The organism is Rhodanobacter sp. MP7CTX1 (assembly GCF_014205795.1).
Lineage (GTDB): Bacteria > Pseudomonadota > Gammaproteobacteria > Xanthomonadales > Rhodanobacteraceae > Rhodanobacter.
In genome coordinates this window covers 1-14404 of record NZ_JACHCN010000025.1, presented here as the reverse complement: position 1 = coordinate 14404, position 14404 = coordinate 1, and the positions used below count along the sequence as shown (strand labels likewise).

General features: G+C 63.0%; 17 protein-coding genes. 7 read left to right on the top strand and 10 right to left on the bottom strand.

The features are described 5' to 3' along the window. The first annotated feature begins 148 nt into the window (after positions 1–148). Together HDE77_RS19665 and dinB are read left to right on the top strand one after the other, a co-directional pair. The gene (locus HDE77_RS19665; RefSeq protein ID WP_184419620.1) at positions 149–1078 is read left to right on the top strand and encodes a hypothetical protein; all 930 of its coding nucleotides are present in this window, start codon (positions 149–151) and stop codon (positions 1076–1078) included. A 9-nt stretch (positions 1079–1087) separates the two neighbouring features. Beyond that, on the top strand, positions 1088–2179 hold the full coding sequence (dinB, locus tag HDE77_RS19660; RefSeq protein ID WP_184419619.1) for a DNA polymerase IV: 1092 nt from the start codon (positions 1088–1090) through the stop codon (positions 2177–2179). A gap of 17 nt (positions 2180–2196) precedes the next feature. Here the strand turns inward: dinB and HDE77_RS19655 are convergent, their stop codons facing one another. Together HDE77_RS19655 and HDE77_RS19650 are read right to left on the bottom strand one after the other, a co-directional pair. Beyond that, complete coding sequence (locus HDE77_RS19655; RefSeq protein ID WP_184419618.1) at positions 2197–2595, bottom strand: DUF3224 domain-containing protein; 399 nt, start codon at positions 2593–2595, stop codon at positions 2197–2199. 49 nt (positions 2596–2644) lie between these two features. Beyond that, positions 2645–2968, bottom strand: coding sequence for a DUF6249 domain-containing protein (locus tag HDE77_RS19650; protein ID WP_184419617.1), 324 nt, complete (start codon positions 2966–2968; stop codon positions 2645–2647). 109 nt (positions 2969–3077) lie between these two features. Between HDE77_RS19650 and HDE77_RS19645 the strand changes: the two genes are divergently transcribed. The 4 genes from HDE77_RS19645 (at position 3078) to HDE77_RS19630 (ending at position 5318) form a co-directional block, all read left to right on the top strand. Continuing rightward, complete coding sequence (locus tag HDE77_RS19645) at positions 3078–3659, top strand: sigma-70 family RNA polymerase sigma factor (RefSeq protein WP_184419616.1); 582 nt, start codon at positions 3078–3080, stop codon at positions 3657–3659. Further along, complete coding sequence (locus HDE77_RS19640; protein WP_184419615.1) at positions 3656–4138, top strand: hypothetical protein; 483 nt, start codon at positions 3656–3658, stop codon at positions 4136–4138. The genes HDE77_RS19645 and HDE77_RS19640 overlap by 4 nt, the downstream gene beginning before the upstream one ends. A 142-nt stretch (positions 4139–4280) precedes the next feature. Next, complete coding sequence (locus HDE77_RS19635) at positions 4281–4745, top strand: MarR family transcriptional regulator (RefSeq protein ID WP_184419632.1); 465 nt, start codon at positions 4281–4283, stop codon at positions 4743–4745. Positions 4746–4892: 147 nt separating this feature from the next. Next, positions 4893–5318, top strand: coding sequence for an organic hydroperoxide resistance protein (locus HDE77_RS19630; protein ID WP_184419614.1), 426 nt, complete (start codon positions 4893–4895; stop codon positions 5316–5318). 53 nt (positions 5319–5371) lie between these two features. Here HDE77_RS19630 and dapB read toward each other — a convergent pair whose 3' ends face one another. Next, positions 5372–6172 (bottom strand): 4-hydroxy-tetrahydrodipicolinate reductase, encoded by an 801-nt coding sequence (dapB, locus tag HDE77_RS19625; RefSeq protein ID WP_184419613.1) that lies wholly within the window; start codon positions 6170–6172, stop codon positions 5372–5374. Positions 6173–6316: 144 nt separating this feature from the next. On the opposite strand from dapB, the gene HDE77_RS19620 reads away from it, so the two are divergent. After that, entirely contained in the window at positions 6317–6601 is a 285-nt protein-coding gene (locus tag HDE77_RS19620; protein ID WP_343206144.1) for a GIY-YIG nuclease family protein, read from the top strand. A gap of 155 nt (positions 6602–6756) precedes the next feature. Here the strand turns inward: HDE77_RS19620 and lpdA are convergent, their stop codons facing one another. From lpdA to HDE77_RS19585, 7 genes are all read right to left on the bottom strand, one after another. Then, complete coding sequence (lpdA, locus tag HDE77_RS19615) at positions 6757–8577, bottom strand: dihydrolipoyl dehydrogenase (protein WP_184419611.1); 1821 nt, start codon at positions 8575–8577, stop codon at positions 6757–6759. Positions 8578–8591: 14 nt separating this feature from the next. Continuing rightward, on the bottom strand, positions 8592–9971 hold the full coding sequence (gene aceF, locus HDE77_RS19610; RefSeq protein WP_184419610.1) for a dihydrolipoyllysine-residue acetyltransferase: 1380 nt from the start codon (positions 9969–9971) through the stop codon (positions 8592–8594). A 151-nt stretch (positions 9972–10122) separates the two neighbouring features. Continuing rightward, positions 10123–11367 carry a low temperature requirement protein A gene (locus tag HDE77_RS19605; RefSeq protein WP_184419609.1) on the bottom strand — a complete coding sequence of 415 codons (1245 nt, stop codon included), beginning with the start codon at positions 11365–11367 and terminating at the stop codon, positions 10123–10125. Positions 11368–11447: 80 nt separating this feature from the next. Then, positions 11448–11798: a DUF2845 domain-containing protein gene (locus HDE77_RS19600; RefSeq protein ID WP_184419608.1), complete on the bottom strand. Its 351-nt coding sequence runs from the start codon at positions 11796–11798 to the stop codon at positions 11448–11450. A gap of 364 nt (positions 11799–12162) precedes the next feature. Continuing rightward, complete coding sequence (locus tag HDE77_RS19595) at positions 12163–12480, bottom strand: DUF2845 domain-containing protein (RefSeq protein WP_184419607.1); 318 nt, start codon at positions 12478–12480, stop codon at positions 12163–12165. A 400-nt stretch (positions 12481–12880) separates the two neighbouring features. Further along, positions 12881–13321, bottom strand: coding sequence for a DUF2383 domain-containing protein (locus HDE77_RS19590; protein ID WP_184419606.1), 441 nt, complete (start codon positions 13319–13321; stop codon positions 12881–12883). Between the two features lie 138 nt (positions 13322–13459). Then, positions 13460–14212 (bottom strand): DUF2884 family protein, encoded by a 753-nt coding sequence (locus HDE77_RS19585; protein ID WP_184419605.1) that lies wholly within the window; start codon positions 14210–14212, stop codon positions 13460–13462. Positions 14213–14404: the final 192 nt, after the last annotated feature.

Sequence of the window (14404 nt, the reverse complement as noted above, 5' to 3'; positions counted from 1 at the left end):
GGCATCGCTTCACGCGCTGCCGTTTCATGGTGCAGTGGCAACCCCACCGCGCCATCGCCACCGAGGGGTGCTGCAGCGGACATTCCGCCACGCTTGGTCGGCGATCCCATCTGGCAAGGGCGCCCTATCCGAATCTGGAGGTGTCGCCATGTCTACCCACGCTGCCGCTCGCCGGCTCGCCCTTGCTACCGCCTCGATCTATCCGGACATCCAGGCGGATGACGTCCATCTGGCATTCACGCTCGAACAGCTCGGCCTTCAGCCGCGCGTCTGTGTATGGAATGATCCGGACGTCGACTGGTCGCAATTCGATGCCGTGCTGATTCGCACTGTCTGGGATTATTTCCAGCATTACGCGGCATTCCGGCACTGGCTGAATCGACTCGATGAACTCGGCGTGCCCACGATCAACGACAGCCAGCTGATCCGCTGGAACAGCGACAAGCGTTACTTGCTCGACCTTGCCGCGCGCGGCGTGGCGATCATCCCCACCAAGCTCGCCAGCGCACGCGAGCTGCACGACGTACTGGCAGCCATGCCGGGACTGCAGGTGGTGGTCAAGCCGACGGTCAGCGGCGGCGCATGGCACACGCTGCGCGGCGTCGTCGGCGATCAGGCATTCGACAAGGCGGTGACGGAACTGCCCGCCGAGCTGAACTACCTGGTGCAGCCGTTCGTTGCGGAAATTGTCACCGACGGCGAATGGTCGCTGTTGTATTTTGCTGGCGAGTTCAGCCATGCCGTGATCAAACGCCCCGCAGCCGGCGACTATCGCGTACAAAGCGAATTCGGCGGCAGTGCCGACCCCATCGTACCGAGCGCCGCAACGCTGGCCGCAGCGGACCAGGCGCTGGCTGCAGTCGCTGATATCGGACATGGCGACCACGCCTATGTGCGCGTCGACGGCGTGATCTGCGAAGGCCGCTTCCTGATCATGGAGCTGGAGTTGATCGAGCCGTTCCTGCATCTGGGATCGCATCCGCAGGCTGCCGAACGCCTGGCGCAACACGTAGCTGAACGCATCGACCGCACCCGGCCATTGGCTGATAACGCCTACACGAGAGCAGCCACGTCCTAGAATCACACCATGGCTGCCCCACCCGCTCGTAAAATTCTGCATGTCGACATGGATGCGTTCTACGCGTCGGTGGAGCAGCGCGACGACCCCTCATTGCGCGGCAAGCCGGTGGCTGTGGCGTGGCGGGGGGCACGCTCGGTGGTGTGTGCGGCGAGCTACGAGGCACGCGTGTTCGGCGTGCGCTCGGCGATGCCGGCAATACGCGCGGAACGCCTTTGTCCGCAGCTGATTTTCGTGCCGCCGGATTTCGTGCGCTACAAGACGGTCTCGCGCCAGGTGCGCGAGATCTTCGCGCGGCATACCGAGCTGATCGAGCCGCTGTCGCTGGACGAGGCCTATCTCGACGTCACCAGCACGAAGACCGGGCTTCCTTCGGCCACCGCCACGGCGGAGGCGATCCGCGCAGCCATTCGCGAGGAAACCCAGCTCACAGCTTCAGCCGGCGTCGCGCCAAACAAGTTCCTCGCCAAGATCGCATCGGACTGGCGCAAGCCCGATGGGTTGTTCGTGATCCGTCCGCATCAGGTCGAAGCGTTCCTCACCCAGCTGCCGGTAGCCCGCCTGCCCGGCGTCGGCAAGGTGATGGAGGCAAAACTCGCTGCGCTCGGCATCACCACCGTCGGAACATTGCGCAGGTTTGCGCTGACGGAACTGGAACAGCGCTTCGGTCGCTGGGGCCGACGGCTATACGAACTGTCGCTCGGCATCGACGAGCATGCCGTGCAACCGGATCGCCCGACCCTGCAGGTCTCAGCCGAAGATACCTTCCAGCAAGACCTCACTATCGACGAACTGGAGCCACATATCCGTCGTCTCGCCGAAAAGGCCTGGGCCGGGCATCAACGTGAATTGGGACGCGTCGCTCGCACCGTCGTGCTCAAGCTGAAAACCTCCGACTTCCACACTCTCACGCGTAGCCTTACCCCAGCGAGGCGGCCGCTATCGGCTACCGAACTGGCGGAGCAGGCCTGCGCCTTGCTCACCCGCGTCGAGCGCCCGGCCGACAGTCGATACCGATTGGTCGGCGTCGGCTTGTCCGGTTTCGTGGAGCAAGATAGCTACCGTGCGCAGACCGATCTTTTCGATCTGCCGTCGGAATGAACATAGCGACGCACTGATCAGCCCGCATCGGGCAACGTGTACTCGATATCGTAGAAGTGCTTGCCGTCGGTCTGCGTGATCGTCAACGTGCCGGCCAGTCCCAGCAGCTCACCGGTGCCGGAATCAGGCACCACCGTGACCGTCAACTGCGGCACCCCGCGCGTCATGGTGCCGTTGTGCTGCAACGCGAACTCACCGCGACGGCCATGCAGCGCGCCGCTGATCCGCTCCAGTGCGACATAGCCGGCCGAGCCTTCGACTGGCGAACGGGTGGCCAGCATCTGACCTTTGGCAGTCGCTTCGAGGTCGCCGCTGTACTGCTTGTCCAGCGCCATCCGGCCAATGCTGGCATCGCCGACGCCTTCCTGCGCGGGCTGCGGCGCCATCTTCACTTCAAACGTGCCCTTGGCGTGCATATGAGCGGCTCTCCATGTTTCGGTGCGACATGGTCGCACCGAAACTGCTTCAGAGCTTGCGCGAGATCGCAAAAAATACGAGGTTGCCCAGACCGGTGGCACCTGCCAGCACCGCGACGAGGCCGGGGGTGACATCTTCCCAGCCAAACCACTGGATCAGCCCGAAGCCGAGCGCAATCGACAGCAGCACGATGCCCCAGCGCAGCGAGGAATGACGCCGACGCTGTGCCTCGTCGCGCAGGATCGAATTGACCAGCTCTTCGGAGCCGCCGGTGCTGACCATGTGCCTGCGCACCATCGCGTCCATGCAGACCTTGATCACATACGCAATGCAGACAAACAGGACGATCGGGACCAATTCAATGTGATTCATGGGGGGAATTCCTCTGTTTTTGGGTAGTCAGGGCCATAGATACAGGCCGGCGGCCCGCGGTTGCACCGGGACTTGCAACCGTTGCCCTCTTGCGCGTATCCCTTAGGCCATGGATGAGATCCACAACAGCCCGGACCGCGAACTGGTCGACGCCGTGCTGGCCAACCGGCCGGGCGCGTTCGAGCGCCTGATCCGCGAGTATCAAGGTCTGTGCTGGCACATCATTTACCGGATGGTGCGCCAGCCCGAGGATGCACGCGATCTTTGTCAGGACACCTTCCTGCGCATACACCAATGCCTGCATCAGTATCGCTATGAGAGCGCGCTGAAATCGTGGATCGGGCGCGTGGCCTACACGATCGCGCTGCGTCACCTGCAGCACAAGCGCATAGCGCTTGTCGAAAATACTGACGACAGCGACGACTATGCGCTGGTGGAAAACATCAGCGACGGCTTCGATCTCGAGGTCGCCTGCGCGGATGAGGAAACCGCGCAGCACCTGCACGCCGCGATCGAAGCACTACCGCCGTTGCAGCGCACGTTGCTGACGTTGTATTACCTTGAAGAAACCACGATCCCCGAGATTGCGCGAATTACCGGTCTTGCCTGCGGTACCATCAAGAGCCACTTGTTCCGGTCACGGCTACGTCTGCGAGGCGCGCTCGAAAACCGGACAGGAGTTGCGGTATGAACCACCCGATCGATGACACCATCCCTCCCTTCGACGACGAAGCGCGCGAACGCGAATGGCAGGCACAGGAAAGGGCCATGCGGCGCGAACGCCTGCATCTGGACTCCGCCGGCGATGATGCACGCGTACAGCGTTACCGCATGCTTGCACGTGCCCTGCGCGAAGCGCCGCAAGACAGCCTGCCCGCCGATTTCGCACGGCGCGTGGCTGCCAAGGCCACCAGCGCCCCCGCTGGCAACGTGGTTACCGATAGGCGCTTCGAGTTCATCTTGATCGCCTCAATCGCGATTGCGCTAGTCGTGGCGGTCGTCGCTGTCATCGCGCTTTACGGCGATGCCTGGTTGCCGCCGATCAGCGCGATGCTGCCCGTACCCGGCGCAATGGCTACCCGCTGGCTGCTGGCGTTTGCCGGCTGCATCGGCTTGTCCTGGCTGCTGGCACAGTGGCAACCGCATGGACGCGAACGACCGCTTGCATAACCACGGTGGCATGGGTCGGCGCTCAAGTTCTTGGCGGCTGGCCGCTTCAGATCATCAGCGCGAACCCGGCGGTGACTGGTTGGATTCGCTCTCGAGAAAAATAGCTTGCAATTAAATAGTGCGCGATCTATATTTCGCATCCATGAAGAGCAAGGCCGTCAATCACCTCACCTCCAAGCCACCGCTGAAGCTTGATCAGCAGCTGTGTTTCGCGCTGTATTCGGCCGGGCTGGCGATGAACAAGGTGTACCGCAAGCTGTTGTCGCAGCTTGGCCTGACCTACCCGCAATACCTGGTCATGTTGGTGTTGTGGGAACGCGACCAGCTGACGGTGTCGGAGATTGGCGAACGTCTGTTTCTGGATTCGGCCACGCTGACTCCTCTGTTGAAGCGACTGGAATCCGCCAAGCTGCTTAACCGGCTGCGCTCGACCGAAGACGAACGTCAGGTTGTCATCTCACTGACCGATCAGGGCCGTACGCTGAAGAAACAGGCCGGCGGCATACCGCTCGCAGTGTTCTGCGCCACCGGTTGCGAGTTCGACGAAGTCATCGCCCTGAAAGAGCAACTGACGCAATTGCGTGGGCATCTAGCCAACCAAGATTGATTGCCATCGACATAGGCTATTAGATTTTCCATTTACATAGCGCACGATTTAATCGTTCACTATCCACATGACTGGACTGCACCAGGCGAGCCCAGTCAATTCCACCACCCACCTCTGACACCACCCCACCCTAAAGGAACTGCAACCATGTCCATCGAAAAAGTCCTCTACCGCGCTCATGCCACAGCAACCGGCGGCCGTGACGGCCACGCCGTGTCGTCCGACGGCGTGCTCGACATCAAGCTGACCACCCCGGCCGAACTCGGCGGTGCCGGTGGCAATGGCAGCAATCCGGAACAGCTGTTTGCCGCCGGCTACTCGGCTTGCTTCATCGGCGCCATGAAGTTCGTCGCCGGCCAGCAGAAGATCACCCTCCCCGCGGACACTTCGGTCGAAGGCAATGTCGGCATCGGCCAGATCCCGGCCGGCTTCGGCATCGAAGTGGAACTGAAGATCTCGTTGCCGGGCATGCCGCGCGCTGAGGCCGAAGCCCTGGTGCAGAAAGCGCACACCGTGTGCCCGTACTCCAACGCCACCCGCGGCAACATCGACGTCACGCTGACCCTGGTGTAAGTCACTGGCCAACCCGACCCGCCTCTGCGGTGGGTCGGGTTGCTGTCGTAGCGTCACAGGTCCAGCACAGTATCCAGTCCGCGATGCAGGCCGATCAGACCAGGCACTTTGCGGATCGCCAACAGCGCTCCGTCTACATAGGGCTTCGCGCTGTTGCCTGCGTTGTGGCGCAGGGTCAGCGTCTGATCCGGCATGCCGAAGATGACTTCGGCACCAAGCACGAAACCCGGCAGCCGCACCGCGTGCACCTGCGTGCCGGCCAACGTGCCACCGCGCGTTTCACGCACGCCGACAGTCTTCTCCAATGGCAAACCCAGCGCTGGCTGCCGCACCTCGCCCAGCCGTCCGGCCAGTTCGCGCACTGTGCCGCTCGGCGCATCCAGCTTGCCCTCGTAGGCGTAGTCGATGATCTCCCACTGCGGAATGTACTTCGCCGCCATCACGGCGAACTTCTGCAACAGCACCATGGTCAACGCGAAGTTGCCACAAGCCAGCACGCCACGCTGGCGCTCACGGGCCACCGCATCGATCTGTGCGTAGTCCGCATCGGTGAGGCCCGACGTACCCACCACCACATGCGCACCGTGCTCCAGCGCAGCGAGGATGTTCGCCTTCGCGCTGTCTGGCTTGGTGTATTCGACGAACACGTCGCAGGGCTGGGCCAGTGCTTCAGTCGCGCTGGCAAAGATCGGCGTCACCAGTCGCGGTTCGCCCAGTACGTCACCGAGTTTCTGTCCCGCGTGCCGGCGTGCCACCGCGGCAATCAGCGCGAGATCATCCGCCGCCGCCATGCCGCGCGACAGTTCGGAGCCTGCCCAACCCGTAGCACCAGCAACACAAACCTTCAGTGACATGGCAACCTCGTTCGTCATGATGTGATCATGGGCAGAGTAATCTGCAGTGGCGGACTTGTCCCGCACTGCCCACAAGATTCCACGCACACGGCGCGATGCTCCGCCACCGACATGAAGCGAGATTCCGTGACAGCAGCGCAACCCATCAATGCAGCGCAGCCATCTGAAGCGAACGGCACGTGGTGCCTTTACCTGATCGAATGCTGCAACGGGAGCTACTACGCAGGGATCACCAACCATCTCGAGGCCCGCTACGCCGCACACGCGGCCGGGCGAGGGGCGCGGTATACACGCGCCAATCCGCCGTTGCGGCTGCTGGGGTTTCGCAGCTATCCGGATCGTTCCAGCGCGTCACGGGCAGAGTGGGAGATAAAGCAGTTGCCGAGGGAGCGGAAGTTGGCGTTTTTGCGGGGGGATCCAGCCGCGTAACGGCTGTCTGATGTCTATGCCATCCACGACAATCGACGGATTCTGTTTCGCATTCCGCCTACCTGGGTCAGTTGGGCGTCGCTGCGCTCACCCCAACCTGCAACAGAAAAAAAGCCCGGGTATGCCCGGGCTTTTTTTCGAACTCCAGGGATCGCTTACTTCTTCTTCGGCAGGTACAGATCGGTGATCGTGCCTTCGTAGACTTCCGCAGCCATGCCGATCGATTCGCTCAAGGTGGGATGCGGATGGATGGTGAGGCCGATGTCGGCGGCTTCTGAACCCATCTCGATGGCGAGGGTGACTTCGGCAATCAGCTCGCCGGCATGGGGGCCGACGATGGCGCCGCCGACGATGCGGTGGGTTGCCTCGTCGAAGATGAGCTTGGTGAAGCCCTCGGTGCGATCGATACCGATCGCGCGGCCGCTCGCTGCCCACGGGAATTTCCCAACGCCGATCTTGAGACCCTTTTCCTTCGCCTCACGCTCGGTCACCCCAACCCAGGCGATTTCCGGATCAGTGTAGGCAACCGACGGAATGACCCGCGCGTCGAAGTGACTCTTCTGGCCGGCAACGACTTCTGCCGCCACCCTCGCCTCGTGCGTGGCTTTGTGCGCCAGCATCGGCTGACCAACCAGGTCGCCGATCGCGAAGATGTGCGGCACGTTGGTGCGCATCTGCGAGTCGACGTTGATGAAACCGCGCTCGGTCACGGCGACGCCGGCCTTGTCGGCGCCGATCTTGCCGCCATTGGGCGAGCGACCCACGGATACCAGCACGCGATCGAACAGCGTGGTCTCGGGGATGCTGTCGCCTTCGTAGCTGACCTCGATACCCTTCTTGGTCGCCTTCGCCTCGACCACCTTGGTCTTGAGGTGAATGCCCTTGAGCCGCTTGCCGAGACGCTGCGCCAGCGGCCTGATCACGTCGGCGTCGATGCCGGGTATGAGCTGGTCCATGAACTCGACCACCGTCACTTCGCTGCCCAGCGCGCCATACACCGTCGCCATTTCCAGGCCGATGATGCCACCGCCGACGACCAGCAGCTTCTTCGGCACGTCCTTCAGTTCCAGCGCACCGGTGGAGTCGACGATGCGCTCGTCGTCCCACGGAAACGAAGGTAGCCTCACCGACTGCGAACCGGCGGCGATGATCGCGTTTTCAAAACGGATCAGCTTCACCCCGTCTTTGGTCTGGACTTCCATTTCGTTAGGCGAGACGAACGTACCCGTGCCCTGGACGACGCGCACCTTGCGCTGCTTCGCCATCGAGCCGAGCCCGCCAGTGAGCTGGGCAACCACCTTGTTCTTGAAGCTGCGCAGCTTGTCGAGGTCGATCTTCGGCGCGCCGAAGCTGACGCCGTGCGCGGCCATCGCTGCGGCCTCGTCGATCACTGCCGCCGCATGCAGCAACGCTTTGGACGGAATGCAGCCCACGTTGAGGCAAACGCCGCCCAGCGTGGCATGGCGCTCCACCAGCACGGTGTCGACGCCCAGATCCGCGGCGCGGAACGCAGCCGTATAGCCGCCCGGACCGGAGCCCAGCACGACCAGCTTGCACTCGATGTCGGCTGCTCTTGAGGATGCGGCTGCCGCTTGCGGCACCTTCGCCTCCTCTCCCCTCGGGGGAGAGGATTGAGGCGAGGGGCGGGGGCTCGCGGGAGCGCCGCTCGTGCTGTTCGCTTCGCTGGGAGTGCTCGGCGAAGCTGCCACCAGAGCGGGAGAAGAGCCAGCAACATCGGCAACTTCAAGCACTAAAATCACCGCGCCCTCGGAAACCTCGTCGCCCACCTTGAGTTTGACTTCCTTGATCACGCCGGCAGCGCTGGAGGGAATCTCCATCGTCGCCTTGTCCGACTCCAGCGTGATCAGGCTCTGTTCCTTGGCCACGGTGTCGCCGGCATTCACCAGCACTTCGATCACGGGCACATCGTGATTGCCGCCGATGTCGGGGACTTTGATTTCGATCGTATTTGCCATGGTCGTCTCCCCGGTCAGAGCAGCAGCCGGCGAATATCGCCGAGCTGGGTGGCGAGGAAGGATGCGAAGCGCGCGGCGAGCGCACCATCGATCACGCGGTGGTCGTAGGACAGTGACAATGGCAGGATCAATCGCGGCGCGAATTCCTTGCCGTTCCACACCGGCTTGGTCGCGGCCTTGGAGACACCAAGGATTGCCACTTCCGGCGCGTTGACGATCGGCGTGAAGCCGGTGCCACCGATGCCGCCGAGCGAGGAGATCGAGAAGCAGCCACCGGACATTTCGGCCGGGCCGAGCTTCTTCTCGCGCGCCTTTTTGGAGAGCTCGCCGAGCTCACGCGCGAGATCGAGCAGGCCCTTCTTGTCGCAGTCGCGCAACACCGGCACCACCAGACCATCGGGCGTGTCCACCGCGATGCCGATGTGGAAATATTTCTTGAGGATCAGCTTCTCACCGCTTTCGTCGAGCGAGGCGTTGAACTGCGGAAACGCTTTCAGCGCCGCCACCACCGCCTTGATCTGGAACACCAGCGGGGTGACCTTCAGATCCTTGTTCTCTTCGCCCAGCTTCTTGCGGAATGCTTCCAGCTCGGTGATATCGGCGTCGTCGTGCTGGGTGACGTGCGGGATCATCGCCCAGTTGCGCGCGAGGTTGGCACCGGAAATCTTCTGGATGCGCGACAGCGGCTTTTCCTCGATCTCGCCAAACTTCGCGAAGTCGATCTTCGGCCACGGCAACAAGTTGAGGCCACCCAGCGAGGCGGATGCGCCGGCGACCGGGCGCGCACCGGAAGCAAGCGCGTGCTTCACGTAGTCACTGACATCCTCGCGCTGGATGCGGCCACCGCGACCGGTGCCCTTGACCTGCGCGATATCCACACCCAGCTCGCGCGCAAACGCACGGATCGCCGGGCTGGCGTAGGGCGCATCGCCGGGCATCACGATGGTCGCGTCGAGCGGCGGACGCGCGGCGGGCGATACATCACCTTCCGGCGCATTGCCCGGCAGCACGCCGCGGCCGATGATCGGCGCGGGCTTCTCTTCCACCGCGGGCGCGGCCGGTGCAACGGCCGCCGGCGCCTTCGGTGCTTCGGCCTTCGGTGCTTCGGCCTTGGGTGCTTCGGCCTTGGCGGCGGCGGGACTCTCGGCGGCGGCGCCATCGACCTCGATCAGCGCGATCACCGCGCCTTCGGAGACTTCATCGCCCACCTTGAGCTTCATTTCCTTCACCGTGCCGGCGAACGGCGCGGGAACTTCCATCGTCGCCTTGTCCGACTCCAGCGTGATCAGACTCTGCTCTTTCTCTACCCGGTCACCTACTTTGACCAGCACTTCGATGACGGGGACGTCAGCGTGGCCGATATCGGGAACGCGGGCTTCTTTGATGTCGGCCATGATGACTCCTGCGAATGGCTATGGCGTGCCGCCCGGGGATGGCGGTCGCGAACAAGACCACAATCATAGCGAAGGCCTGTGCGATGCGTATGCACATCACGTGTGCGAACGCATCAATTCTCGAACCATGCGCTAGCGTATGCTCATTGACTCAGAGGGCATCCGCGTCGTTCAGCGCCTGGCGCAGTGTGCGCAGGGAGCACATCTCCCATATCGCCACCAATACCAGCACCGCCGTTGTCGCGATGCCCAAGGGCGCAATCGACCAGTGCCCGACGGCCAGCGCCAAGCCCGCCAGCAGGGCAAGGCCGATCAAATGCGATAGCGGCAGGTTGATGCCATTCACGGTTTTCTTGAACCATGCGTTGCCGAGCAGATACAGCATCGGCCCGCCCAGCAACACTGCACCGCTGGTCAGGTCGCTGAGCTGCTGCGGATCGTGCAGGGTCAATTCATCAGCCACCGCACAGACGATGATGCCGGCGACGATCAACAGATGCAGGTAGGTGTAGGCGACCCGGGCCGTGCGGCCCGGATCGGCCGACTGCCGGATCGCGCGGCTGCCACGCTCCGCACCAAGGTCGAAATAAACCCACCACATCGCCACGCTGCCAATGAAAGCGCTGACAAACGCCAGCAGTGTCCGGGACTGCCACAGGGTGTCGGCAAAACTCGAGCCGGTCACCAACACCGACTCCCCCAGCGCGATGAGCACGAACTGGCTGCAGCGCTCCGCCAGGTGACCACCATCGACGTTCCAGTCGCTGGTATTTGAGCGCCCCATACGGGGTACTGGAAACGCTAGCGCCGGCCCCATGTATTCCAGCGACAGCGCGATAACCCACAACAACCAGCGCAACGGGCCGTCCAGCCATCCACCAGCAAGCCACAGCACGCCCGAGGTGATGAGCCACACCGTGATGCGCTGAAAATTGCGGGTGTTCGCTGGCGCTGCGTCACCCAGCGCCCATAGCGTGAACAGCGTCCGCCCGACCTGCATGAATACGTAGGCGCCGGCAAACAGCAGTCCACGGCTACCAAACGCTTCGGGCAGCGCAATCGACAACAGCAGCCCGGCCAACATCAGCGTCAGCAGCGCCAGGCGCACCACCGGGCGTTCCGGATCCAGCCAGTTGGTTACCCAGCTGGTGAAGACCCATACCCACCAGACGGCCAAAAACAGCAGCAGCACCTGCAGCGCGCCCAGCAGGTTCAAGCCATGCAGCAAGGTATGCGACAGCTGGGTCACCGCATAGACAAACACCAGGTCGAAGAACAGTTCGATGTTGGTGACCTTGCTGGCACCCGCCGCACTACGTGTGCGTAGCAGACTTGTGCGGGGCGGCAGACTCACGGGCGCGGAGGCGGGTTCGCTGGCAGATGAGGGAGCTGGCATGGCGCGTCCTCTGGCAATCCCTGCATTTATCGCATGACCACGCAGCTCTCGCCACGCAGGGCCCGCGAAGCGTGAGCTGCTCAGTGTCGGCGATCGTCGATATCGCTGACCTTGCCATCGACGATCGTCACGCTGACGACGCGATCGTCTCGCCGGTATTGCCACTGCTCGCCACGCGCGCCGTCCGGGGCGACACGCGCACCGCGCGTGTGACCGCTGCTGCGTGAGCCGCCACGGTGGGAGCCACTCCGATGGGAGCTGTTGCCATGCCAGCCGCTACGATGCGATTTATAGGATGGCTTGCCAAGCAGCTCGGTGACCCGGGTGGCGCTGTCACCGGCGGTCAACAGTTCGTTGCCTACACGGTAGGAACTGGATGCTTGCGCGGCGGCGCTGAGCACGAACAATGCAAAAACGAGGCGAATACGCATGACCTGCTCCCTGTCTGCCTGAGTCCTGAAATCCATTGGCCGCGGCGTTGTGACGACTGAATGCGGCGCGTTGCGGCCAGGCAAGCTTGCCTACTTAGTCGAGCACGGCATGGCAACGAAGCAAGCGATCGAAGGGCGGGCTTACCCGGTGGCGGCGCGACGAGCATAGTCAAAAAGTCCTGCAAGACGTGTGCGCTGTACGCGTGGTGCAAACCCAGCGCAGCAGCTCACTGACCCCACCGAACGGCGATGCAAAGCCCTATCTGCAACCAAGCAAAACGCAGGCTGCCGCCGGGCAATTACCAGTCAGCAACCGCATGACGACCCCGATCTCGCCACGTAGACCCTGCCATGTGGATGTCGTTCAGTCCCGGCGATCGTCGATATCGCTGACCTTGCCATCGACGATCGTCACGGTGACGACGCGATCATCTCGAAGATATTGCCATTGCTCGACATTCACGCCGACCATCGCGATATGCACATCACGACTGCAATCGCTTCCGCTGTCACACCGATGGTAGTCGATGCGATGCGACTTGTAGGTCGGTGTACCGAGCAACTCGATAGCCCGGGCGGCGCTGTCGCCAGCGGTCAACAACTCGTTGCCTACGCGGTAGGAGCTGGACGCCTGCGCGGCGGCGCTGAACGCTAACAATGCAAGAACGAGACGAATACGCACGACCTACTCCTTGTCTGCCTGGGTCCTGAAATCCCCTTTTTGCGGGGATGTCGCGACCGGATTCGGCGCCGCGTGCAGGCAAGCTTGCCTGCTGACTTGGGCGAGAACAGCACTAGCAACGAACCAAGCGACCAAAGCTCACCCGGCGACGCAGCGGCAAGCATAGTCGAAACATGCCGCGAGTCGCGCGCGTGTCCGAGTGATGCAAAGCCCATGCGTCAGCTCACTGATTCCGTCCAACGGCGCCGCAGTGCCCCTACCTGCGCCTTCTATCTGCAGGTAAGCAAAAAGCGGGTTGCAGAGGAGTAATTGCCGGTCAGCAATCGCAGGTCGAGCCCGACGATGCAACGCGCCAACCCTCACATCAAGGTCCGAGTGCCCTAGCGGCATGGCCGAAGCGTCAGTAGCGCGCGCTACCCGCCAGACTGCCCATGTCCAGATGGATACCGCGCAGTCGGGGCAGTTGGCGACGCAGGACCAGCGCCGATTCTGCCGGCAGGGCGGCAATCGCCTGCTCAAACGCCTGCAACAATGCGCTTTCGTGATGTCCCAACGCACGGATCCAGGCGCTGTCGTGCCGTGCCGCGGTGTGCACCAGCCACCCAGCCGCATAGCGCCGCGCCATACCGCGCCAGCTGCCATGCTCATAGGGCTTACCTCCACAGGCACGCAACTGCGCCTGCAGATCGGCAATCAGCAAGTCCAGCGTCTGCGCGTTTTCGCCCAGCACCATCCGCAGCCCCGGCTCACATGACGCGGCAGCATGCCGATACAGCCGGCGCAAATCGATACTGCGCCGGATCAAGGTGTTATAGGTGGATTTTGGAAGGCACGGCGACAAAACGGCCTCCTGACGGGGCCTGTAGCGGATCAGAGCAACATCGTGGTCCTCGCCTACTTAGCAGAACATAAACCCGGCGCCATGGGCCGGATCCCAGTCAGCGCCCCGCCAGTCAGCCGCGCCCTGAGGGCGTCCTGGTCATTGACCGATCTGTAGCAGGCTCAGTGGCCGCCCATTGCTACCGCGCACGCCCTGCTGCAACTCAGCGAGCCGCTGGATCGCCGGGCACAGCGCCTCGACTTGTGGGCGCAAGGCCTGCATGCGCCGCTGCAGGCGGGGTTGCAGCTCCGTGGCCAGCATCGTGGCGCGATCCCGCAGGTTCGCCGCCGTCTGCAGGTCACCGCTCAATGCCGCTGTCATGGCCTGCTGGCCAAGATCGGCGGCGAGCAGCGGCAGCAGATCTGCGGCGATCTGATTCGCGTACTGATCGCCGACATCGCCCTGCCAGTCGTGCGTGCTCCGGCTGGCCGCGATGCGTTGCTTGAGTTCGCTGGCATCTGCCGCCAGCCGGTGATCGAATTCGGCGCGGGTATCGGCGCCCATGCCCATGCCGCCGGCTTCGGCGCGCAGCGCCTGCGCCGCCATGTCCACCCCATTCTGAGCGACAGTGCGGACCCGCGGCGCCAATGCGCGCGCTTCGCGCTCGAACAAGCTGAGCCGATCCTGGTCTTCCGGGTTTAGATGCACGGACACGCCGTCGGTGCGCAGCGCGCCTTGCTGAAGCTCAACATGCAGCGGTGCCGGAGCGGGACGGTCAAACAGCAGGCTATCGGCTTTCAGAGTGACGTCGTAGCTGCTGCTGGCATGGCAGGTATTGGCAAATTGCTGTGCGTGCAAAGGCAAGACAGCCAGCAAGGGCAACAGCATGGCAAGCAAACGAAACGGACGCATCGGCTGAATTCCCTTGGATGATGCCATCAGCGATACCCGCATGCCTACGAACCCATGCTGAATGCATGGTCCGGCTGAAGTGAAAGCGCCCCGCCATTGAACTGACCCCACAAAGTTGGACAGTTGAAAGCTAGGTACCGAAGGCCTGAGTCCGGTATTCCACCGGACTCAGGCCTTTTAGTTTGAGCTTGA

Coding starts and splice junctions, on each gene's coding strand:
- HDE77_RS19665 (WP_184419620.1), top strand. CDS start 149: ATGTCTACCCACGCTGCCGCTCGCCGGCTCGCCCTTGCTACCGCCTCG.
- dinB (WP_184419619.1), top strand. CDS start 1,088: ATGGCTGCCCCACCCGCTCGTAAAATTCTGCATGTCGACATGGATGCG.
- HDE77_RS19655 (WP_184419618.1), bottom strand. CDS start 2,595: ATGCACGCCAAGGGCACGTTTGAAGTGAAGATGGCGCCGCAGCCCGCG.
- HDE77_RS19650 (WP_184419617.1), bottom strand. CDS start 2,968: ATGAATCACATTGAATTGGTCCCGATCGTCCTGTTTGTCTGCATTGCG.
- HDE77_RS19645 (WP_184419616.1), top strand. CDS start 3,078: ATGGATGAGATCCACAACAGCCCGGACCGCGAACTGGTCGACGCCGTG.
- HDE77_RS19640 (WP_184419615.1), top strand. CDS start 3,656: ATGAACCACCCGATCGATGACACCATCCCTCCCTTCGACGACGAAGCG.
- HDE77_RS19635 (WP_184419632.1), top strand. CDS start 4,281: ATGAAGAGCAAGGCCGTCAATCACCTCACCTCCAAGCCACCGCTGAAG.
- HDE77_RS19630 (WP_184419614.1), top strand. CDS start 4,893: ATGTCCATCGAAAAAGTCCTCTACCGCGCTCATGCCACAGCAACCGGC.
- dapB (WP_184419613.1), bottom strand. CDS start 6,172: ATGTCACTGAAGGTTTGTGTTGCTGGTGCTACGGGTTGGGCAGGCTCC.
- lpdA (WP_184419611.1), bottom strand. CDS start 8,577: ATGGCAAATACGATCGAAATCAAAGTCCCCGACATCGGCGGCAATCAC.
- aceF (WP_184419610.1), bottom strand. CDS start 9,971: ATGGCCGACATCAAAGAAGCCCGCGTTCCCGATATCGGCCACGCTGAC.
- HDE77_RS19605 (WP_184419609.1), bottom strand. CDS start 11,367: ATGCCAGCTCCCTCATCTGCCAGCGAACCCGCCTCCGCGCCCGTGAGT.
- HDE77_RS19600 (WP_184419608.1), bottom strand. CDS start 11,798: ATGCGTATTCGCCTCGTTTTTGCATTGTTCGTGCTCAGCGCCGCCGCG.
- HDE77_RS19585 (WP_184419605.1), bottom strand. CDS start 14,212: ATGCGTCCGTTTCGTTTGCTTGCCATGCTGTTGCCCTTGCTGGCTGTC.